This is a genomic window from Bradyrhizobium sp. 159 (genome assembly GCF_023073795.1).
Lineage (GTDB): Bacteria > Pseudomonadota > Alphaproteobacteria > Rhizobiales > Xanthobacteraceae > Bradyrhizobium.
The window spans coordinates 31,442-50,331 of record NZ_JADPKE010000099.1 but is presented as its reverse complement, the minus strand read 5'-3'; the positions used below and the strand labels follow the sequence as shown (position 1 = coordinate 50,331).

General features: G+C 62.2%; 21 protein-coding genes and 4 pseudogenes. 8 read left to right on the top strand and 17 right to left on the bottom strand.

Going from position 1 to position 18,890, the window contains the following annotated elements; translation table 11 throughout:
* Nucleotides 1-343: 343 nt before the first annotated feature.
* The 3 genes from IVA96_RS30900 (at nucleotide 344) to IVA96_RS30890 (ending at nucleotide 2,683) form a co-directional block, all read left to right on the top strand.
* Nucleotides 344-1,198, top strand: a complete 855-nt coding sequence (locus tag IVA96_RS30900) for a hypothetical protein (protein ID WP_247421232.1) — start codon at nucleotides 344-346, stop codon at nucleotides 1,196-1,198.
* A 448-nt stretch (nucleotides 1,199-1,646) separates the two neighbouring features.
* On the top strand, nucleotides 1,647-2,261 hold the full coding sequence (locus IVA96_RS30895; RefSeq protein WP_247421230.1) for a hypothetical protein: 615 nt from the start codon (nucleotides 1,647-1,649) through the stop codon (nucleotides 2,259-2,261).
* Nucleotides 2,261-2,683 carry a hypothetical protein gene (locus tag IVA96_RS30890; protein WP_247421228.1) on the top strand — a complete coding sequence of 141 codons (423 nt, stop codon included), beginning with the start codon at nucleotides 2,261-2,263 and terminating at the stop codon, nucleotides 2,681-2,683. The genes IVA96_RS30895 and IVA96_RS30890 overlap by 1 nt, the downstream gene beginning before the upstream one ends.
* Nucleotides 2,684-2,706: 23 nt before the next feature.
* On the opposite strand, the gene IVA96_RS30885 is transcribed toward IVA96_RS30890, so the two are convergent.
* The 5 genes and pseudogenes from IVA96_RS30885 to IVA96_RS35935 form a co-directional block, all read right to left on the bottom strand.
* Entirely contained in the window at nucleotides 2,707-3,411 is a 705-nt protein-coding gene (locus IVA96_RS30885) for a hypothetical protein (RefSeq protein ID WP_247421227.1), read from the bottom strand.
* Nucleotides 3,412-4,220: 809 nt separating this feature from the next.
* Nucleotides 4,221-4,403: pseudogene (locus IVA96_RS30880) on the bottom strand (efflux transporter periplasmic adaptor subunit); the annotation flags it as partial.
* A 1-nt stretch (nucleotide 4,404) separates the two neighbouring features.
* On the bottom strand, nucleotides 4,405-5,247 hold the full coding sequence (locus IVA96_RS30875; RefSeq protein WP_247421225.1) for an IS110 family transposase: 843 nt from the start codon (nucleotides 5,245-5,247) through the stop codon (nucleotides 4,405-4,407).
* 166 nt (nucleotides 5,248-5,413) lie between these two features.
* Entirely contained in the window at nucleotides 5,414-5,899 is a 486-nt protein-coding gene (locus IVA96_RS30870; protein WP_346347920.1) for a hypothetical protein, read from the bottom strand.
* 143 nt (nucleotides 5,900-6,042) lie between these two features.
* Nucleotides 6,043-6,246, bottom strand: a pseudogene (locus IVA96_RS35935) (cupin domain-containing protein); the annotation flags it as partial.
* 318 nt (nucleotides 6,247-6,564) lie between these two features.
* Here IVA96_RS35935 and IVA96_RS35715 point away from each other — a divergent pair.
* A pseudogene (locus IVA96_RS35715) lies at nucleotides 6,565-6,884 on the top strand (alpha/beta hydrolase); the annotation flags it as partial.
* An 82-nt stretch (nucleotides 6,885-6,966) separates the two neighbouring features.
* Here the strand turns inward: IVA96_RS35715 and IVA96_RS30855 are convergent.
* Nucleotides 6,967-7,545 (bottom strand): annotated as a pseudogene (locus tag IVA96_RS30855) (transposase); the annotation flags it as partial.
* 101 nt (nucleotides 7,546-7,646) lie between these two features.
* Between IVA96_RS30855 and IVA96_RS30850 the strand changes: the two are divergent.
* Nucleotides 7,647-8,267, top strand: a complete 621-nt coding sequence (locus tag IVA96_RS30850) for a hypothetical protein (protein ID WP_247421221.1) — start codon at nucleotides 7,647-7,649, stop codon at nucleotides 8,265-8,267.
* On the opposite strand, the gene IVA96_RS30845 is transcribed toward IVA96_RS30850, so the two are convergent.
* Nucleotides 8,237-8,494 carry a helix-turn-helix transcriptional regulator gene (locus IVA96_RS30845; RefSeq protein WP_247421220.1) on the bottom strand — a complete coding sequence of 86 codons (258 nt, stop codon included), beginning with the start codon at nucleotides 8,492-8,494 and terminating at the stop codon, nucleotides 8,237-8,239. The two genes, IVA96_RS30850 and IVA96_RS30845, sit on opposite strands and share 31 nt — an antisense overlap.
* A gap of 129 nt (nucleotides 8,495-8,623) precedes the next feature.
* Here IVA96_RS30845 and IVA96_RS30840 point away from each other — a divergent pair, with 129 nt between their 5' ends.
* The 3 genes from IVA96_RS30840 to IVA96_RS30830 are packed head-to-tail and all read left to right on the top strand — an operon-like array spanning nucleotide 8,624 to nucleotide 12,603.
* Nucleotides 8,624-9,580: a hypothetical protein gene (locus tag IVA96_RS30840; protein WP_247421218.1), complete on the top strand. Its 957-nt coding sequence runs from the start codon at nucleotides 8,624-8,626 to the stop codon at nucleotides 9,578-9,580.
* The gene (locus IVA96_RS30835; RefSeq protein WP_247421214.1) at nucleotides 9,577-11,667 is read left to right on the top strand and encodes an AAA family ATPase; all 2,091 of its coding nucleotides are present in this window, start codon (nucleotides 9,577-9,579) and stop codon (nucleotides 11,665-11,667) included. Before IVA96_RS30840 ends, IVA96_RS30835 begins: the two co-directional genes overlap by 4 nt.
* A 3-nt stretch (nucleotides 11,668-11,670) precedes the next feature.
* Nucleotides 11,671-12,603: a 3'-5' exonuclease gene (locus IVA96_RS30830; RefSeq protein ID WP_256465496.1), complete on the top strand. Its 933-nt coding sequence runs from the start codon at nucleotides 11,671-11,673 to the stop codon at nucleotides 12,601-12,603.
* A 116-nt stretch (nucleotides 12,604-12,719) separates the two neighbouring features.
* On the opposite strand, the gene IVA96_RS30825 is transcribed toward IVA96_RS30830, so the two are convergent.
* The 10 genes from IVA96_RS30825 to IVA96_RS30780 all read right to left on the bottom strand — a co-directional run bounded on the left by IVA96_RS30825 (nucleotide 12,720) and on the right by IVA96_RS30780 (nucleotide 18,717).
* Nucleotides 12,720-13,547: a tyrosine-type recombinase/integrase gene (locus tag IVA96_RS30825; protein WP_247421210.1), complete on the bottom strand. Its 828-nt coding sequence runs from the start codon at nucleotides 13,545-13,547 to the stop codon at nucleotides 12,720-12,722.
* A gap of 11 nt (nucleotides 13,548-13,558) precedes the next feature.
* Entirely contained in the window at nucleotides 13,559-13,765 is a 207-nt protein-coding gene (locus tag IVA96_RS30820; protein ID WP_247421208.1) for a hypothetical protein, read from the bottom strand.
* On the bottom strand, nucleotides 13,762-14,052 hold the full coding sequence (locus IVA96_RS30815; protein ID WP_247421203.1) for a hypothetical protein: 291 nt from the start codon (nucleotides 14,050-14,052) through the stop codon (nucleotides 13,762-13,764). Before IVA96_RS30815 ends, IVA96_RS30820 begins: the two co-directional genes overlap by 4 nt.
* 269 nt (nucleotides 14,053-14,321) lie before the next feature.
* Complete coding sequence (locus tag IVA96_RS30810) at nucleotides 14,322-14,840, bottom strand: hypothetical protein (RefSeq protein WP_247421202.1); 519 nt, start codon at nucleotides 14,838-14,840, stop codon at nucleotides 14,322-14,324.
* A gap of 113 nt (nucleotides 14,841-14,953) precedes the next feature.
* Nucleotides 14,954-15,577, bottom strand: a complete 624-nt coding sequence (locus IVA96_RS30805; RefSeq protein ID WP_247421199.1) for a hypothetical protein — start codon at nucleotides 15,575-15,577, stop codon at nucleotides 14,954-14,956.
* A gap of 110 nt (nucleotides 15,578-15,687) precedes the next feature.
* The gene (locus IVA96_RS30800) at nucleotides 15,688-15,906 is read right to left on the bottom strand and encodes a hypothetical protein (RefSeq protein ID WP_247421196.1); all 219 of its coding nucleotides are present in this window, start codon (nucleotides 15,904-15,906) and stop codon (nucleotides 15,688-15,690) included.
* On the bottom strand, nucleotides 15,903-16,814 hold the full coding sequence (locus tag IVA96_RS30795; protein ID WP_247421193.1) for a hypothetical protein: 912 nt from the start codon (nucleotides 16,812-16,814) through the stop codon (nucleotides 15,903-15,905). The genes IVA96_RS30800 and IVA96_RS30795 overlap by 4 nt, the downstream gene beginning before the upstream one ends.
* 304 nt (nucleotides 16,815-17,118) lie before the next feature.
* Nucleotides 17,119-17,652 (bottom strand): hypothetical protein, encoded by a 534-nt coding sequence (locus tag IVA96_RS30790; protein ID WP_247421190.1) that lies wholly within the window; start codon nucleotides 17,650-17,652, stop codon nucleotides 17,119-17,121.
* A gap of 210 nt (nucleotides 17,653-17,862) precedes the next feature.
* Complete coding sequence (locus IVA96_RS30785; RefSeq protein ID WP_247421188.1) at nucleotides 17,863-18,222, bottom strand: hypothetical protein; 360 nt, start codon at nucleotides 18,220-18,222, stop codon at nucleotides 17,863-17,865.
* Between the two features lie 162 nt (nucleotides 18,223-18,384).
* Nucleotides 18,385-18,717: a hypothetical protein gene (locus IVA96_RS30780; RefSeq protein ID WP_247421185.1), complete on the bottom strand. Its 333-nt coding sequence runs from the start codon at nucleotides 18,715-18,717 to the stop codon at nucleotides 18,385-18,387.
* Between the last annotated feature and the right edge of the window lie 173 nt (nucleotides 18,718-18,890).

The window sequence follows — 18,890 nt, the reverse complement described above, 5'->3', positions numbered from 1 at the left end:
CCGAAGGATGTGATGCTTGGTCGGAATCAACTCGTTGACGCGGAGCATGGCGAGATGGTCCTGAACCGCCTCGATGTCAGTTTCGGACAGCCCGTCCGCTCGGGTCCGTGCCTGCACGCCCCGGCACGGACATGCAGGTCGCGGCAGCCGGCGGCAACGCCCTGCAGCGCCCTGCGGATCGCTTCACGACGACCGGCGCGATCGCCGCCGAGCGGGCGGCGGCTGCTCCCTCAAACCCGCACCTGCAGATTTCCCGAATTCGGCCTTCCGAATCCGTCGGCGCATAGGCTGCCGACGACAACCCGCAACGCCGCGGACCGTCTCGATCAGCTCAGGAGCAACCATGCCGGCCAACACGATGACTAGGAAAGAGACCACGAAGAACAAGCACAAGCTCGCGGATCTGGTGGAGGTGGTCGCCGACGCGACGTCGGTCGGGAAGACGACGATCGCCCACCGGCTCTGCCACCACTACCGCGAAACGGGGCGGCCGGCGACGCTCGTCACGATCGAGAGTGGCCGTCGCCGGGTCGCCGAAACCGGCGCCGCCGACCAGGAGATCTTCATCCCGACCGAGACGTTCGCGTCGGCCGCGACCCGCACCGGCGGCTTGAGCGGCGTGCTGACCGAGCTCTGGGTCGTGCTCGTCAAGATCCCCGAAAGCCGGGGCGCGGTGATCGTCGACTGGGCTGGCGGCACCGCCGCGCACAGGCTCGACGTGATCGCAGCCACCGCCTTCGACACCACGCTCGCTTCGCTCGGCCTTCACGGCGTGTCGATGGTTCTCGCGACCTGCGCCGCGGAATCCATGAACCAGGGCAGCCGCTATCTGAAGGGCCTAGCCCAGGTCGCGCCCGCTCTGCAGCGCTCGCTGGTGCTCTCCGGCCGCGCCGGTGGCTTCGACTTCCCGAGCGGTTCCGAACAGGCCGAGTGCCTCGCTCGCCTCAAGACCGTGGCCGGCGAGATCCCGATCGTCACCATCCCGCAGGTGAACGGCAGGGCGCTCGAGATCTGCGCCGACGCCGGCCTCGACGTGGCCACCGCCATGATGACGGAGGTCCAGCCGCTCGCCCGCCGGCTCGGGATCGACGTCTTCCGCGCCGCCGCGTGCGCCTCGGAGCTGGCGTTGTGGAGGCGCCGGAGCGGTATCGCCCTCGCCACGGCCGTGGAGCTGCAGGATGGCAATTCCGTCGGGTAGGCTGTCCCGCCGGGTGGCGTTCCTGTTGCACCAGCGTCGGCAGCTCCGCGCCCAGGCTCCAGCCTACGTCCTGCGATACTATCGTCGGCACCGCCCTCTTCCACCCGCTTACGTAACCAGCCTTCTCTCCAGCCCTACTGTCCGGCGTATCCGCTTTCGCGGCGAGATCGAACATCTGATCGGCTTGGCCGGCTTTTTGGCCTCTCGAACGGTACCCACGCAGACGAAACGTAAACCGCAGCACCACGACACTTCATGCCAGACCTCTGGCAGGCTTTTCGACACTTTCAGGAGCCTGCCGTACCTCTGGCATGGGCGACGCCGGTAATGCGCTCTGCCAACGGCCCCTGAATGAGCAAGCTCGTCGCCGCCGGCGGACCACTCAGAGGTCCGCCACGGCCATACACAAACCCCGGCTGCAATCGCCTTGCACCGACTAGGAGCTTCAATGCCGACTCGTACCCGTACCGCCGACACCGAACAGGACTACCGTGTGCGCTCAGCGCAGATGGCCGAGGCCGTGAATACGGCAGCCGGTCGCAAGCTTGGCCCCATCGCGCTCGCAAAGGCCGTAATGGCGAGGAAGTTGGGCCCCTCTGCTGTCCGGCAATTTCGGGCCGCTCTGATCTTCACCATGACCGAAGCAGCACTGTACAAGCCGGAGCGCGCCGCACTCCTTGGCACGGCAATCAACATGCTCCGCACGTGGAAGTCCCAGCAGGAATCGGACGGAGTGCCGAAAACGTCGCAGTGGAAGCAGAAGAAAGACGTGGAGAGCGACACGACCCGGATCCGCCACGCTGCCCTGGCCACCACCAGCGAGAATGCCGAACTGCTCGTCGCGGTGCTCGATTGCGGCGAGCTGACCGGCGCAAGGTTCGTCGAATGGCCGACCGCAACGTTCCGTTCCAGCACTGTCCCGGGCTACTGCTGGGAGCTGACCTTCACCAACGGCAAGCGTGGAAATAACCGGAGCCATGGCGAGATCCGTACGCTCCGCTGGAAGGAACTCCCCGACGATCTCGTCGCTACGGCACGCTGGAAGACACACTGGCCGCACTGATGCGGCGCGTGACGAAGAAGTTGTTTGGGCGCCGGAGCAAGCACCCTACTTTGTCGTCGGTGCGTCACGCCGCAGCGGCGCGATTCAAGGCCACCTACGTCGAGACCGCCACGAACGAGGAGGAGAAGCTGCACGGGCTCGCCGTCGTGGCGGCGCTGCTCGGCCACGCCTCGGATGCGACCGCCACCTCGCACTACGCGCGCGCCCATGGCGGCGGAAGCAGCTTCCCGGTACCGGCGCCCGACCCCGCCGAAGTCGCGCGCATCCGTCAGCGGTTTTCCGCGCACAAGCTGCGGGGCGACCCGGCCCCCGACACTGGCGCTGATCATCAGGGGCAGCGAGGTCGAAAAACAATGATGCGTTCGAGATCTTCGATCAGGTCAGTAAGACGACTGGCCCTCATGCGGAACCGACTTCGCTAACCTTCAACGCGGTCCGGCAATGATCAATCCGTGCCTCCGAGGATCCAGGACAACAAGCGAGCCCGCAGGCCTCCACGCTTGCGAGCCTCGATGAACCGGACAATGTCGCGGCGGCCGGACGCCACGACGGCTGCATCCAACAACCCGTTGGCAGATCCGGCACCGACGTCGCCCGCATGCCGAACGAGGCAGTCCAAGGCCGAGACGAATGCCTCATTGGACGTCACCAAGCGCGACAAGTCGCCCAGAAGCGCAGGATACACCGAATGGATATCTGCGATCCTGGCCAAATCCCCCTGTTCGATCATCTCGGCGATCGTCGAGGGATCGATTGACGACATGGAAAGGCCCTCGGAGACCTTGAGCAGCGCCGAATTTGACACGACTGACGAGATGATCGAGCGCATGTTTTTAGCGTTGTCCTTGTCGTCGACGAGCAACTGCGCCACCGCATACACAGTATACTTGGCGGCGTCGTCGTCCGGTACCTCGACGACGTATTGCCCGAATCCCAACGACTTTCGCTGGGCTCGGTACGCGCGCTTGTCGATCGTCGCCTTCGAGGCTTTTTTCTTTTCTCGCGCGACCCGGATATAGGCCTTGGCCGGCTCCAATCCCCATTCCGCGAGCATTTCGTCGAACTTTGCCTCGTCGCACGGGTTCGATCCCGGGCCAAGGGTGTCATGACCGTTTCCAGAAGTCGTTTGAGCGCCGGCGTGTGAGGCCATTTGCAGGACTAGTCCCGAGACCAGTCTCCCTGGGTTTGGCCGCCGACGCGTCAATCGCCTCGCGCGAGCAGACTGCTACGCGCCGATCGACGTGCCGGAGGCTCGTTTCAGATTTTTCAGGGGGTGCGCGAAGCCGTTTTGCCGGAATGAAGGCCAATTGCTGGAGAAGCCTTCACCGCCTTCAGCCACTGAGTGACCCCGGATCGGAAACTTCCGACGAGCCTCTCCATGGCCCGCACGACCGCCCTCGGGGGCGGTGGACATGGCATATATGGGGTGATCTGTTCAGCAGGCCAAACTCTCGAGGGAAGTATGGTTAAGGCCGTTTTTACTTCCGGGCTTCTCCACGCCCAGGCGGCTCCTGCGTAGGTGCCGTGACATTGTTGTAGGAATCCGGCCAGCGCGCCCGACGGCATGCCGTCTCCGATAATCCCAAAGGCCGGGTCCTTACCGCCACGGCGGCAACAGCTCGATGCCCGTTCTCAGCAGCACCGGCATATCGGGCCCGGGGAGGTCTTGCCGCAGCCAGCAACTAGACTAGTCCTAGGACCAGTCTTAGCTTTGGCCCAAGAAAGCCGGCCGGCCTTCTTTACGGGCAGACGAAGCTGGCCGGATCGTAGGCGGCGCCGCCAGCCCGCAGCAGCACCAACAGTATCCGCAGCGAGCAGTCCCCGAGGGTATAGCCCTTGGATCCGCCATGTCCTTGACCCGGGCCACCCGCGCGGTTTTAGATCTTCGGGCAGGGGCCCCTCAGCCTAATCGCAGAAAGGGCAGACTGGCCTGTCGACGGCGGAGCTAGGCATAGCGCCTTACCGCACTGCTTGGGCTTGCCGGATGTTCGCAGCAGCCTCGGCCCAGGATTGCGCCTTGACCTTATCGCCGGCTGCAAACTTCTGGAAGCCCTCGACCACGACCTTGTCGCCGGCCTTCAGGCCGTCGGTGACGAAACAATAGCCGTCCTGAGCCGAGCCGGTTCGCACCGGCTGGAGGGCATTATGGCCAGCGGTCATGTGTACCGCGCAACATGTCGGCGGTCTCGACACCAACCCCGATCACCCGCGCCAACAGGCGCACCATCGCGTGTGGTCCATCACTGGGCGCTTGCTTGAGACGCTCCAGGCGAGCGTGCTCGATCTGCCTTATCTGATCACTGACGAGCCGCCGGCGCGCCATGTCGCGACGCAGCTCAGCCCGCGTGTTGGGCGGGATCGGTTCGCCCTCGGGGGTGCGCAAGCCATCAAGGCGTTCGGCGGCCTTCTTCAGCTTGGGATTGAAGCCGCGGATGCCGAGCCGGATCAACGTTGCTTTCATTCGGTTGACGATCCGACTTTGCTCGCCGACGAGGCTCTCGTGCTCGCGGTTGGGCCGCTTGGCATCTTCGTCCTGGGTTGTCGGAATCGCCACCATCTTGCAGTGATCACGCTCGCGGCGCAGCCAACCGAGAAAAGAGCGTTTGAGCAGCTCGGTGTCGAGCCGATCGGTCTTGGCGCGCCGGTGCTCGCGCGATACCGCCACACTCGATGCGTGAATGACGTGGGCCTCAATGTCGCGCGCCCTGAGCCAGCGCGCCAGCCAGAAGCCGTCACGGCCGGCCTCGAAGGCGACAGCAATGCGTTTGATCCGATGTCCTGCCTTCGCCGCTTCCTCTCGCCATCGATGCAGCAACTTCAGCAAGGCGTTCTCGTCGACCGCGAGCTTCTTTAACGGCTGGCGTTCGACGCCAGGCACGATGCCGGCGACGAGCCAACTCAACAAGCTCAGTTCGATAACGGCGATCAGTGTGCCGTCCGGATCGAGGGGGTTCGAGGATCGGCTCAGGTCGTTCAACTTCTGCATGGGGCGCTCCATCGGTTCACATCAGCAACGATGGATGCAATATCCTCGCCGCCCGCCCCATAGCATCTCCCTTGGAGGCTTTCGGACGCCGGCCGCCGAACTTGCCGCGCCGTGTCTCAAGCGGCCGGCATCCGAAACCCTTCACAACAACGGACATCGCAAACTGTTACATCTGCGCTTGAGGGGGTCGGAATTTAATGACGGCGATCAGAGCAATCAGCATGAAGATGGCCAGCACAGCGGCCTGCGTGACCGCGAAGGGTGGTTCGGTCTGCATCGGTGCCAACGCATTGAGAGCCGAAACCTTCACGAAGCCCTGCACGACCAAAACGAAGACGTTAAGATAAAGCGACACAACAGCGGTGATTACGTAGATCCAGCGCCATGCGCCTGCCAGGTGCTCTTTGTACAAAGCAAACAGCGCGACGGCCAAGATCACACAAGCCACAATTCCGACACCCAAAGCCGGCGTGAAGCCCTGGATGGGAAAAAGAAATCCAGTCAAGCTGGTGAGCGCCGTTGTGAAGAGAAAAAGTGCGGTTGTGACCGGCAACGTGTTCGAGGCAAACATCCCGCCCACAACGATCAGTCCACTTCCGATTGCGACAAGGGTGATAAAGACGTGCAAGATTGTGAAGGCGCCCACTGACATCCCTAGGATCATGGAAAGTCCCCGTTGTTGGCGTGCTCGCTCGTACGCCGGTGCGGCGCGGGCGCGAGATGATCGACCTGCTCGCGGTAGAGGAGCCGGAGCCTAAGCCGGCGAAGACCCTGCTGAGTACTTGGTTGTAACAGTCACTCTGCGGGCACGAGCGCCGGGGCGCCCTTGTCCTTGATCAAGAGCACCAGGAATTTCGCCGGCTGGGTGCCGCTTGCGTTCCGGTCGATGACATGAACATCATCAGGGCCTTCATAGAAGGTCTGTCCTGGTGTCAGTGTCACCTGTGGTCCACCCTTCAGCTGCATCATGACGGAGCCTTCCAGCACGTAAACAAACGCATGTGCATTGTGTCAGTGGATAGTGCTCGACCCGCCGGGCGCATGCTCGACTGTGATCATCAGAGCCTCCCTGCCGGGATTCTCCGGAAGATCCTTAGACATGAGTGACGTGACCTTAGGCTCCTGAGCCACCGCCGTACCGATCATGAGGCACAGAAGAACCAACGTAACGAGTTTGATCGTCATAGTCCGCCTCTTTCGTTCGTTGCCCGGGACCGCTCGGATGGACTGGGCTTACCTCCGATGCGGGATCAAGCTGCTGCCTGTGAGCGGCGGAGCCATTCGTCGAAACCGATGCGGCCGAGGCGCGCCTCGCCTGAAGCGCTCGATCTGTGTGACATTACACTCGTCGGTCACTCGACAGGCGGCGGCGAAGTTGCGCGCTACATCGGACGGCATGGTACCGACCGCGTTAAGAAAGTTGTCCTCATTGCCGCGGTGCGATTGCGTTCTATGGCGCGAACAGACCGGGCGCGAAGGTCTCGCAAGGGATCTTAGATCAGTTCTGGCATGGAGCATGCAGTCCGGTCTTAAGAATTCCTATGATAGCGTCAAAGCCTTCTCCGAGACCGACTTCTATCTACTATCCCGGTGCGCCTCACGGCCTTACCGCTACAAACCTGAAATCTAGCCCCTGAAAGTTCAGCTATGGGTCGATTCCGTTGAAAAAGGCCGGCAGTATTTAGTTGTAATAGCTTCGTCGCGACGTGGCCGAACTGCTCAACCGCCCCTATGCGAGCCTCGGCTGGGCATCGGGATTAGCTTTGCCATCTTTCGAAGGTTCTGGGCGGTGGCTGCGAGGATGAACTCGTCACGCGCGCCGTTTGGACCTCGTAAACGCAAACGGTCGAGCTTGAGAATGCGCTTGAGGTGCGCGAACAACATCTCGATTTTCTTGCGGAGCCGACGCGAGGTGCCTCCCTCCCAGGATCTCGCGATCTGGCGCGCCATGTCGCGAGCGCCCTCGTAGCTCGAGCGCGGCACTCTCCGTGAAGCCTGCTTGGGGCAACACCGAGCCTTCAATGCGCATCGATCACAATCGCGCTTGCTGGCGAGGTAAAGCATGGTGGCACCATCATTCACCAACGTTCCGGTCGTGGTAAGAACTTTGCCACCAGGGCAACGATAGATGTCCCCGGCATGGTCATAGGTGAAGTCGTCGCGCGAGAAGATCCCATCTGTGCGGGCCGATTTGTCGAAGACTGTAACGTGCGGCTCGATGCCGCGCTCATAGAGCAGCCAGGCGAGCATCTCGGCCGAGCCATAGCCGCTGTCACCGAGGAGCCGGCTCGGATAGAGATCAAGACTTCGAGCACGAAGGCAAAGAAGCTCGCCGACGGCGACCTGGCGCTCATCGAGCAGACCGCACTCGAGCAGCGCTCCAAATACAAGCACACCTCGTGCTGTATCTGAAGGTCGGCACGCTCACCGGCCTGCGGCCTTGCGAGTGGCCCGGTGCCGAGCTTCGCCGCTCGACTCGCGACGGCTTCGCCTGGATGCTCGTCGTCGCCAACGCGAAGGCGACCAACCGACGCGCGCAGCGCACCCTGTATTTCGCCGAGCTCGACCTGCAGACCGCCGACGACATCCTGGCGTGGATACGTATCGCGCGCAGCAGTCGCTATCAGCGACTGTTGAACACGGTCGGCAGGCTGCTGTGGAAAGTCACGCGCGAGCTATGGCCGGATCGCACCGAGTGGCCGACCCTCTATACGACCCGCCACCTCGCGGTCGCGGCGTGGAAGGCGCATTTCCTGTGCAGGGGGCAGGCCGACGCTGAGCGTCTCGACGCGCTGGCGACCATCGCGGCTCTCATGGGGCACGGGACCGACGCGACCGCGAGCCAGCACTACGCCAGGGCCAATGCCGGCCGCCGCGTCGTCGTGCCGGCCGCCGATCCCGAAGAGGTCGCGCGCGTAAGGCAAGTCATCGACCTTCATTGGTTCAAGAAGCTCATCGAATGCACGGAGCCGGGCCCTGAAGGCGGCGCTCAGTCCTTGAGCGCGACGCCTACTCCATGATTCTTGCCCCCATAGAGAAACACGACACCATGACGCTCGAGAGCGTCGCGCATCTTCCGGTACGTCGCAATTTTCAGCGGGTTGACCGGAATTTCCTCATCGGCCTCTAGTCGAGACACGGTACGTCGATCGACATCGATCTCGCGCGCGAGATCGAGCTGCTCCATTCCGACCAGCGCTCTACCAGCCCTGATCATGCGCCCCGTAGGTATCTTGTCGCCGGCCACCGAGGGCTCCGAATCGAAAACCGATTAACCTTACACCGGATGGGCGTCGAGAACGACAGAGGCCCTCTTGCTAAATGAGACATATGGGATATATCTCATATGTCGCACATTTACATTCGAGACCCGCAAGTGACGCAATCCGACCTCATCACGGCCCCGACGAACGCCCCCGGGCGCGGCTTCACGGCTACGACCGTCTTCATCGATGGCAGCGCGAGCGGGATGCGGCTGGTCAAGTCAGCCGGTTCCAGGCTGTCTGTCCTCGTCATGCCGTTCTCCGAGCTTGCGCGCCTGAGGGAGCGCGTGACGCCTTGGGACTACGTAGTCTATGTGATCGACGACCCCTCACCGGCCAGCAGCCAGGAGACCTACATCGGTCACGGAGACGGCGAGCGAAAGTTCGGAGAACGCCTCGGCAAGGCCATCAGCGCGAACACCATCATCTACGTCGTCATCGCCGAGGGCGCCACCTTCGACAAGGTCACGGCGCCTTACGTGGAAGCAAGATTGATCGGCATCTGCACCGATCTCAACATTCCGCTCGCCAATTCCGGACTCCCTATGGGCCGTGGCCTTGGCATCGCGGACGATCTAGAGCAGTTGGTCGCTCACGCCGAGACCCTGCTGTTGGTGGCCGGCTTCACGCGGATCGAGATGGCACGCCGGAATCCGCCCACTTTGCGCCTGCGCCTTTCCGTGACGACGGATCGCAACGAAATGGTTGCGATGACGGAAGAAGAGATGACCCTCGTTCCTCGGAAGGGCGTTCAATATCGACTGGACTGTCGAGATTTGGAGTCTGTTGGCTACGGCTGGAACGACCGCTTCTACGTCATGCCGGGCTCCGACTACGCGCGCCGTACGCGGGGCGATTTGTCGTACGACCACCGGCGGCGCCGCGATTTGCTCGAGGCCGCGAAGTGGATCGGTCCGGGCAGCCGGACTCCGGACAAGATGACGTTGAACGTCGGTTTCCACTGTCGCAGCGGCGCATTCGCTGCCAAGTTGCTGTCCGGTGAGCATATCGACGAGAAGAGCTGGCTCGCGGTCGAGACGAAGGCGCCGACCTGCGAGGTGCAGGAATGAACCTGCGTGCCCTCGCCGCGTCGACCAGGCCCCTGCAGCAAGTGTTCGTCGACCGCGCTCGCGGCACGGGATTTTCGCGGCTGCGACAGCCCATCCCGGACGAGGACCATGAACTCGTCTCCGACGACGGCGGCGATCTGCCTCTTCCCGTAAGGTCCTGCAGCCCCGAGCTTGCCACTGTGGCCGTCCTTCTTGGCCGCGCCTTCGAGACCTCGCGCGACGCGCTGGCCGGAATGCTGGATCCAGACGCCGTCATCGTCATCCAGGTGCCCCACCCAGGTTTGGTGCAGCCGGTGCGTCGCTTCTTGCGACTTCTGCTCGCGAACGATACGCCCCTGATCGACGGCGACGACCTCGACGATCGCAGCCATGTGACCCGAGCGGGAGGATCCGCGGTCGTATTCACGGAGCCGACGAAATCGAAGACCTCGTCCAAGGAAGACGATGAAGCCCTCGCAATTGCGATGCGCTTGCGCTGCGCGACCATCGGAATAGGAACGCCGTTCGGCAAGTTGCCGAAGAGCTTGCTCCGGCTCGCCGAGTATCGCGTCGTAGTTCCGCCCATCGATGCCGCGGTCCTTGCCGACGTGATAGAAGCCGTCACGGGAACGAGGCCCGTCGCCATCGACGCTTCGGTGGCCGCCCGTGCGACAATCAACGACCTCGCGATCGCCGTGCGCGACGAGATCGGCGCCGAACGTTCGCTTGAACGTCTCCAACGCCTCGTCGAGCCCGGGGTCTCCTACGACGTACCTCCGCTTGCCGAACTTTCGGGCTTGGGCGAGGCGAAGTCCTACTGCATGGACGTGGTCGACTCGATGCGGGCGTATCTCGCTGGAACGCGCCCATGGAGTGAATGTCCGCACGGCCTATTGGTGTCCGGCCCTCCCGGCACCGGGAAGACCTCGCTGATGCGCTCCCTGGCCCGCGAGTTGCCTAACGTTCACTTCATTGCCACAAGCTATGCGCAATTTCAGTCACATAAATCCGGTCACCTCGGAGACGTGACCTCCTGCATCCGAGCCACGTTTGCGGAGGCATTTCAGCGGCGCCCCGCTATCATATACATCGACGAGTGCGACGCTATCCCTGCGCGCGGAGACGGCAAAGACCACTCCTGGTGGAATGCAATCGTTGCCGTGCTGCTGGAGTGCATGCAGGGCTTCGAGGGGGTTGAGGGCGTCTTCGTGTGCGCCTCCTGCAACGATCCTAATCGTCTGGACCCGGCGCTCATCAGGGCCGGACGCCTCGATCATCATATCAAGGTCGAACTGCCGGACGTCGCGGGCTTGATGGGCATTTTCAGGACGCACCTCGGCCCCGATTGTATCGGCGCCGACCTGCGCAAGGCAGCACTTGCCGCTCGCGGTCACACCGGTGCCGACGTCGAAAAGTGGGTCCGCATGGCCCGCTTGGCTGCGCGCAAGGCCGGCAGGGATCTCACCGAGGAAGATCTCATCCGCGTGGTCCGCGATGGAAAGCCCGACCTTCCGCAAGATCTTCGCCTTTGCATCGCCTACCACGAAGCCGGACACGCGATCGCGCACCTGGCGCTCGGCACCGCCACGCCGAAATCGCTCTCGATCGGGGGCGACGGCGGCTTTGCGCAGAGCGCGCCGGCGCGACTTCAGCTCCCGACGCGCGACTATCTCGAAAGGCTTCTCATGACGATCTTAGCCGGGCGGGCCGCGGAAGAGCTCAAGCTCGGCGAGGCAACGACCGGCGCCGGCGGAACGTCAGCGGAATGCGATCTGGCGCGCGCGACAAGCCTGGCGCTGAGAATCGAGAGTGCGTATGGATACGGACATACGGGTCTCGTGACGCTCAGCGAGGGCCAAGTCACTGACGCCCATCTGCTCATGAACGGGCCGCTCCGTTCGGCAACCAACGACACCCTGAAGCGCTCCTACGCCAAGTCGCTGGCTCTTCTCGAGCAGAACGACCGGTCGCTGGACGCACTCGCGGAGGCCCTGTTCGTTGCCGGCTATCTCGATCAGGTCGAGATCGCCGCGATCATTTCCGCCAACCCGCTCGCGCCGACACCGGCCGTCCTCGCCCGCGAGTCAGCCACTCCCTGTCCTGACTAACATCTGCCCGCTGGAGACCCGGCTCACTCGAATGTAAGAAAGAGGACCATGCAGAGCAAAGACAACGAGGCACTAGCGAAGCAGCTGGAGGCAACCGGACAGTACAGAGTGCTGCGTCGCATCGCGCCGCACATCGCCGATTTTAGTCCTGAAAGCGGCATGAAGATCGGCATCGTGCTCGACGTCGAGACCACGGGTCTGGATACCGCTCGGGACGAGGTCATCGAGCTGGCCATGATCAAATTCGCCTATTCGGCCGACGATCAGATTTTGGGGGTCGTGGACACCTTTCAGGCCCTGCAGGAGCCGTCGTCTCCGATCGCTCCCGAGATCACGGCGCTGACCCGCATCACCAATGAGATGGTTGCCGACCAAGCGATCGACCCGCTCGTAGTCGATCGTTTTGCGGCCGACGCGAACATCGTCATCGCCCACAACGCCTCGTTCGATCGAAGATTTGCTGAGAGATTCTGGCCGGTCTTCGTGCACAAGCCATGGGCTTGCTCGTCTAGCGGCATCACGTGGAAAGAACTTGGCTTCGCAAGCGCCAAGCTCGAGCACCTGCTGGCGGCCAGCGGTCTCTTCTACGATGCGCATCGTGCGGTCGACGATTGCCATGCCCTGCTGACCTTGCTGACCCGGGATCTTTCTCGCAGCTCAACGACCGTTCTGGCAGACCTCCTCGAGCGCGCGCGGCGAAAGACCGTCCGGGTCTGGGCGCAGGGGTCGCCGTTCGAGCTGAAGGGTATTCTGAAGTCCCGCGGCTACCATTGGAACGATGGCACCGACGGCCGCCCGAAGTCCTGGTATCGGGATGTCGGAGAGGAAAGGTTGGAATCCGAGCTGCGCTTTCTCAAGAGCGAGATCTATCAGCTCGAAATCCACATCCTCCGACAGGAGTTCACCGCAGTCGATCGATATTCTTGTAGGGGCTAGGCCGCTCATAAGGGTCTGGTTGCAGGTTCGAGTCCTGCCGGGCCCACCACTTCGGTTTTCGGGCCTTGTAATCGTTGGCCTATTTCTCCGATTTGACTAACGGGTGTTCCGATTAGTCACCTTGTGTTCGCGTTCTGTCTGACGAGCGCGGCCATACCTTCACGTGCCATTCGCACTTGATCGGCCGCGCGCGTGTACAATTCAATTTCATCAAGGGATTTGTGGCCGCTGATCGCGGCAATGACGTTGGCACTGCATCCGGCTTCCGCAAGACGACGACATGCCGCCTTGCGCAGACCATGCGCGCTAAATCCCTTCTGCAATCCGGCCGCTTTGCAGGCATCGCGAAACCAGTTGGTGAAACCGGCAGCGCTGAAGCCCCTCCCCTGATGCGTCGTGAGAAATGTCATATTGTCGGTCGGCATCGCATCCAATGCCTCGTGCAAATCAGGATGCACGGGGATCGCCAGCGAAGTGCCAGTCTTCTGCTGCCGCACATCGATCAGCGTACCATCCTTGGTCTTGCGCAGATGCTGCCTTCCCATCTTCACAACATCGCTGCGGCGCTGCGCGGTGCACAGTAACAGCTCCAACGCCAACCGCTCGCGACTTCCGACTGGATGATGCGCGCGAAACATTGCGATATGCTCTTCGCTCCAAGTCGCATAGCCATCGGTCTTGCCTGACAAATTCTTCACACCGGCGGTCGGATTTTCGCGCAACGCGCCGTTCTCAATGGCGAAAGTCATGAGGACGCGCATCGTCTTCAAAAAGTTACGCCCGGCAAAGCGCTTGGCAGACTTTCCGTTGACTAGCGCGACAATGTGCTCGCGCCGTAGCGTCACCGTGCGCTTGCTGCCATGCTCCTTGGCGAACCGAAGCAGGATGTTGCGCCGGGTGCGTTGCGTCTCGGCGGCGAAATGGCGGAAGGTGCCGGAGTTCAAATATTGATCGATCAGCGCAGCAACAGTTCCGGGCTTGCTGCGGTGTCAATCACTTGAGGTGCACCAGACATGGCGTCCTGATAGGCGCGCTGGAATTCCTCCGACCATGGTGACCCCGGTAACGGGACGAGCCGTTGGCCGCGACGACGAAGATAGAAACGCGGCGTGCCGGTTCGGTCGGTGTAGGCGTTGACGTATTTCGGTAGCTTCCACCTCATTGCAGCACCTCGTCCCACTCGCTACCCGTCGCACCATTGCGCTGTGGCGCGGCCTCACCAAAAAGCAACGTCACGCTGCCGTCTGCATTGACGGTGGCGCCGTTCACTGCAACTCCGGCGTCGCTCGCCTGCTGCATCGCGCGCGCAAGCGTCATGCGCGGCTTGCGCATGCGCTTCTTCTTAGGCGGGAACGTTTCCATATCCCAACGCTCACGGTCATCGCCGGGGACAAATCCCCGCTTGCTGAACTCGATGAACGCCTGCCAGGCGTCGTCACTGCCATCCATGGTGATCCTCTCACTACCCAATATAATGTCGGCTTCTCCCGACGTACATTGTCGAGTGGTTGCGGGGACCGACATCTGCCATTCGACGGTATCATTTGACTCCTGCCACCAAGGTCGGCGGGGCCGGGCGGAGGTAAATCCGCATTTGGCCGCTCACGTCGATGACAATTTTCGCGGCGCGGATCACGCGCGATGTCAGCTCGGGTGACCTTGGCGGGCGGCCATTACGCCTCCTGAGCAAGCATGTGGTCCAATGGAAATGTTGCCAGTCAAAACACCGGCACACGATCCTTGATGAGCGCCGCCGCAATGATCTCGCAGCCACGGTCATGCCGCTCTCGCCACGCATCCGCATAGCCCCCGCGCTTGCGAGCGACCCAGCCCGCGTCGCGCTCCAGCCCATGAGCCTGTGCGACCGCGTTGACGCCCTCGCACAACTCCGGCTGCTCGGCATAAAGATACTTCGTCGGCCAGTAAGTGGAGTTCAGCGCACGCTCGACGTCGCGAGCACTCGGCGTAATGCGAATACGGTTCTGGATCGCCATCGTGCGTTCCAGCTCGCCTTGCTCCTGCTGGGCGATCAGATCGGCGAACTCATACGTATACGACGGCCAAGCGGAGCGCGTGCCAACGCGATCACCGTGCGGCATCAGCCGCAACGTCGCGAAGCCTTCGACGATCCGCATCGCGACATGCGGGCCGCTCCACACAGAAGGGATGTCTGGGAAAGCCGCAAGCGGGTCGAAAAAATCACCAGCCAGATCGCGCTTCAATAACAGCGTCGCCATACAAATCACCTCGCGCAGTCACTAATCGCCGGTTACGGCCTTGCGCGGGTTAGTGCAATGGCGTGAAGGCTCAAAGTGTTCGGTAACTCCTCATGATAATCGGTAAGTCGCAGCTACCCACCGGGAACAGCGGGTGCCCGCGGGTCCAGCGAGAAGCCGTGCTTCACTTGGGCTAGCACGACACTCAGCGCCATGATGATAGGGCCATGCGGGCGCAGCAGGTCGTGTGCCTGTTGTTCGCAGAATGCGAGGAAGCGTTCGACCGCCTCAGCCGACTTGCAGACCAGTGACGCGAGCGCAACCGCTTGCTCAACGTCGCTAACGGACGGCACGGGCTCACCTGGCAAAAGCATGCGCTCGGCCACACTTGCCGCAGCCAGCTCGATGCAGCGGTCGTGTGCGTGCAGATAGACATCGGCGGCATCGCCGCGAACCTCACCATCCTGCGGCATCAAATTCCGAAGATTGTCGCACAGTTCCGGCACGCTATCGTCGCTGTCATCATTGCCGAACGCCACGCTGTGACGCGGCCCCCACACGAGACCACCATACTGCCCGTTCGGATCGGGATTGATCGTCGCTCCACCCAGCGGCTTGCCGAGCAGGCGCGCGGCGACGGCGTGACCGGCTTCATGAACTGCAATGCGCTCGTCCTCGTCCTCCGTGCGGCCAAGCTCGGCGAGCAGATCATCGTATTCGTCGCGCTCGTCATCAACCGGTGTGTTCTCATCGGTCATGCAAAAACTCCTGCGGCCAGCTCATCGGACGGATGAGCTGGCCGCCTTCCACCGACGCCACCGACGCCGCGCTGAAGATCGCGACGCCGCCACCGGACCATCGGGAGCTGCTATTCATTACTGAGCTTGGAAAGTTCGTCGTACATGCGCTGCCGCGCGAGCATCCGTGCACGAACATCGGCGACCGAATAGCGGCGCAAGTCCGGCATGGCGCGGGCGATCAGCTTCGCGACGGCCGCTGGGATGCGGCTCTGGCTGCCGATCCAGCCATCGGTGCGCCGGTCTATTTCGTGTGCCTGCCAACCGGGCGGCGCGTTTCTCGTGGTCACAACCGCGTCACCGAGATCGTGCCCGTGCGGGGGCCGCCGCGATCTACCACACGGAAGTCTGCCGCCCGAACGGCATCAAGGCCAGCGTCGGTCGCGCCGTCGTCGTGGTTGTCGAGATCGATGACATCGGGCGCGCGCGGTTCGAAGTCACCGCCGCGCGCACCGCGAAGCTGAGCGCGGCGCGGATCGGCCACCGGTACCGCCACCCCCATGCGCAGCGCAAGCTGTGCAGTCGTCACGGGCATGGTGGCATCCTCCCACTGTCCCGCGAACCGTTTGCGGCCGTCATGGTCGCGATAGTGCGCGCTGCGGAGCATGAACACCGCCATAGTCGGCGGCTCGGGCGACTGCGTGACCGGCACAGGAGGAGGCTCGTCAGGGATCGCCCGCTGACCGTGGAGGATCGCGTCCGGCGCAGCCTTCAGTTCCGGCAGCGCAATGTTGGCGGCGACCTCCACTTCACCCACCGTGTGCTGGACGCAGCCCGCAATCTGGCCGCTCTCAAAATGCCTATGGGCGATCTCAGACAGCGCATCGGCGAGAACGCGCGACTGCATGAGATAACCCGGCAGCGCCGCCTCGATGACGACGACTTGCTGAGCCAACTTGTCTGCCGCCGTAACACGTTTGGTGCGTTCGCGTTCATCAGCGAGCTGGCGCTCGGCTTCGGCCTTGTCGCGAGCCAGGACGGCGAGCGCGTCGTCAATGCCCGACAGCGTGGAGGCTGCCGCGTTCACGGAGTCCTGCAACTTGTCGAGCATGCGCTGATCATCGAGATCGCCTGACAGGAACCGCTCCTGCCGTGCCTTAGTGGCGTTGTCTAACGCCGCCTGTGCCGCCACACGCTTGGTAGCGAGCTGTTCGCCGCGCGTCGTCAGCGAGGCAATGATGGTTTCGAATTTCTGCATTTGGGTTTTTCTGAAGGGATTTTTCATCCTGCCAGTGTAGGGCCGCGCAATGTGATTTGCGTAGGCGCGGCGCGTGGAGCGGTCCACATCCGAGGCAAATTATTGTGGCGCGCTCCACGTCTCGGCGCATTTCGCGAGCTATGAGGCGGCGGGCCTACGTACCAATAAGCCCGTCGCCTCCGCTTTTGAGGCAAGCGCGTCTGCTTTAGTATCGAGCAGGCGCGTGCTTTTCCGCTAAGGTACTAGCAGCGAAACGCCGAAGCGCCCACGAACGCGCGGCGCGCCCATTAGCTGTTGCGCTTACTCATTTCGTCGGCTCAGGTCGCGAACTTCCGACGGTGGCCGGAATTTTGTACTCGCCGCGGAGTTCATCCCATAGGGCCGTGTCGCTGACCAACACGACGTGGTACTCACCGCGGCCTGTGATGCCTGCATATTTTCCCGTGCCGCCAGTGAATTCGAAGGTACCGCGGAACTCTTTCGGTTTCGCGTCTTTCAGGACGTACTTGGCAAAGACCTTCGATCCGTCGGCTTCGGTGAAGGTCTTATGGCCGCCGCTGGAAGAGCCAGCATCCGTCATATCAACGACCTGATAGCGAGCTTTGTCGAGGAAGGACTTGCCGTCAGCATTGAACACGGCACCGTCGTATTCGGTGACCGACACCGTATGGTCAGCCTTGTCTTCCAGCTTCACGCTCTTGCTGGAAAGGGCGACCAGAACGGCTCGACCGAACCATTGGCCCCCTTCTTCCGCCAAGGCCGGGACAGAGGCCGCTGGGACTGCCAAAGCAAGCACAACACAACCGCACATCCACGATGAATTGAGATGGTACCTCATGGTGTTCTCCCAGAGGGTTGCGGGTTAACGGTGCCGAGCAAAGACCTCCATGTCTGAGTTTCCAATGCGTCGATTAGACGCGTGATCTCCATACATCAATGGTCCGATAGACTGACCTAGCTCCTTGCATGCGCGCTATGGACGGGCAGCCCGCACGCTAAGCGCGCTGATTGAAATCGCGGCAACCCTCCCAGGAGGTCGCACACTCCTTCACTCGCCCCGACGCAGCTTTCGAGGCTGCGACCAGATCGGCCAATACCTTTTCAGCAGGTTCTCGGCCTTAACCCGCGCCGGTAGCCCGCCTTGATGCTTCTCGACGTAGTCAAGCACTCGCGCGGTGCCGATCAGCCATGTCGCGCTCCTCCAACCGAGCGTCAGCCCCTTGCTGGCAGCATCCTCGATCCAGCGATAGATCGTCTCGTCGCTGTTCTCACCGATCGTCGCCGACTGCGCGACGGTCAGCAAGCCGCCGTTCGCAATCTCGTCGATCACGTCGCCGGACGATGGCGTCCAGTCCAGCTCCGCAAGCACCTGCAAGAGCAGTTCGATGATACGTTTTAGGTTTAACATCGTCGCCTCGTCCAGTATAGATCGATTTCCTCGGTTCGTTGTTTGTAAGCGGCCCTCAGCGGGATGCTGTTGTGGCAACCCCTTATAAATTGCTGGCACTAGCCACCCCTCGGGCGCGGGCGCGACCCGCATAGGCCGACGACGGGGAAGGACCCGGGCCGATTACGCGTCTGCGATGGTTGGAGACGGCGGGCGAAAAGAGTTTGCCTGTTCGTTGGGCATCGCCGCGAGGATCACGTTGAATGTCTCGATGGCACGCCTCAACCTGTTCCCGAACTCGATGAAGTCCTCACCGGCAATTCTCGCGTATTCCCAGAACATTGCTGGCCTGAGGATCATGCGCTGCTCGAATTCGTCGAGCGCCCAGTCCTCATGGCTGGCCCACTCGGCAACTTCCTCAATCTTCAACAGCAAGTCGCGAGCGGCCTTGAGCGCGGGACGCTCCTTGAAGATGCGGCGCAGTCCCTTCTTGGATGGGGACGCTTTCGCTTCCATAGTCTTGCTCCTTTGTTCTTAGACCGGGGCGATTTGGTCACGTCCCGGCCGCGCGACACATATTGTTTCTGCATCCACCCCCCTTTGGTCTCACACTCCACCGCCTCTCTAAAGAGAGGCGGATGTGAGTGAGATTGTGAGACCAGATAAGGCGATCTCACATCTTCTTCGAT

What these genes read in the sequence shown, in the direction of transcription:
- IVA96_RS30900 (WP_247421232.1), top strand. Translation starts at nt 344, where the DNA reads ATGCCGGCCAACACGATGACTAGGAAAGAGACCACGAAGAACAAGCAC.
- IVA96_RS30895 (WP_247421230.1), top strand. Translation starts at nt 1,647, where the DNA reads ATGCCGACTCGTACCCGTACCGCCGACACCGAACAGGACTACCGTGTG.
- IVA96_RS30890 (WP_247421228.1), top strand. Translation starts at nt 2,261, where the DNA reads ATGCGGCGCGTGACGAAGAAGTTGTTTGGGCGCCGGAGCAAGCACCCT.
- IVA96_RS30885 (WP_247421227.1), bottom strand. Translation starts at nt 3,411, where the DNA reads ATGGCCTCACACGCCGGCGCTCAAACGACTTCTGGAAACGGTCATGAC.
- IVA96_RS30875 (WP_247421225.1), bottom strand. Translation starts at nt 5,247, where the DNA reads ATGCAGAAGTTGAACGACCTGAGCCGATCCTCGAACCCCCTCGATCCG.
- IVA96_RS30870 (WP_346347920.1), bottom strand. Translation starts at nt 5,899, where the DNA reads ATGTCAGTGGGCGCCTTCACAATCTTGCACGTCTTTATCACCCTTGTC.
- IVA96_RS30835 (WP_247421214.1), top strand. Translation starts at nt 9,577, where the DNA reads ATGAACCTGCGTGCCCTCGCCGCGTCGACCAGGCCCCTGCAGCAAGTG.
- IVA96_RS30820 (WP_247421208.1), bottom strand. Translation starts at nt 13,765, where the DNA reads ATGAGGTGGAAGCTACCGAAATACGTCAACGCCTACACCGACCGAACC.
- IVA96_RS30815 (WP_247421203.1), bottom strand. Translation starts at nt 14,052, where the DNA reads ATGGATGGCAGTGACGACGCCTGGCAGGCGTTCATCGAGTTCAGCAAG.
- IVA96_RS30810 (WP_247421202.1), bottom strand. Translation starts at nt 14,840, where the DNA reads ATGGCGACGCTGTTATTGAAGCGCGATCTGGCTGGTGATTTTTTCGAC.
- IVA96_RS30805 (WP_247421199.1), bottom strand. Translation starts at nt 15,577, where the DNA reads ATGACCGATGAGAACACACCGGTTGATGACGAGCGCGACGAATACGAT.
- IVA96_RS30795 (WP_247421193.1), bottom strand. Translation starts at nt 16,814, where the DNA reads ATGCAGAAATTCGAAACCATCATTGCCTCGCTGACGACGCGCGGCGAA.
- IVA96_RS30790 (WP_247421190.1), bottom strand. Translation starts at nt 17,652, where the DNA reads ATGAGGTACCATCTCAATTCATCGTGGATGTGCGGTTGTGTTGTGCTT.
- IVA96_RS30785 (WP_247421188.1), bottom strand. Translation starts at nt 18,222, where the DNA reads ATGTTAAACCTAAAACGTATCATCGAACTGCTCTTGCAGGTGCTTGCG.
- IVA96_RS30780 (WP_247421185.1), bottom strand. Translation starts at nt 18,717, where the DNA reads ATGGAAGCGAAAGCGTCCCCATCCAAGAAGGGACTGCGCCGCATCTTC.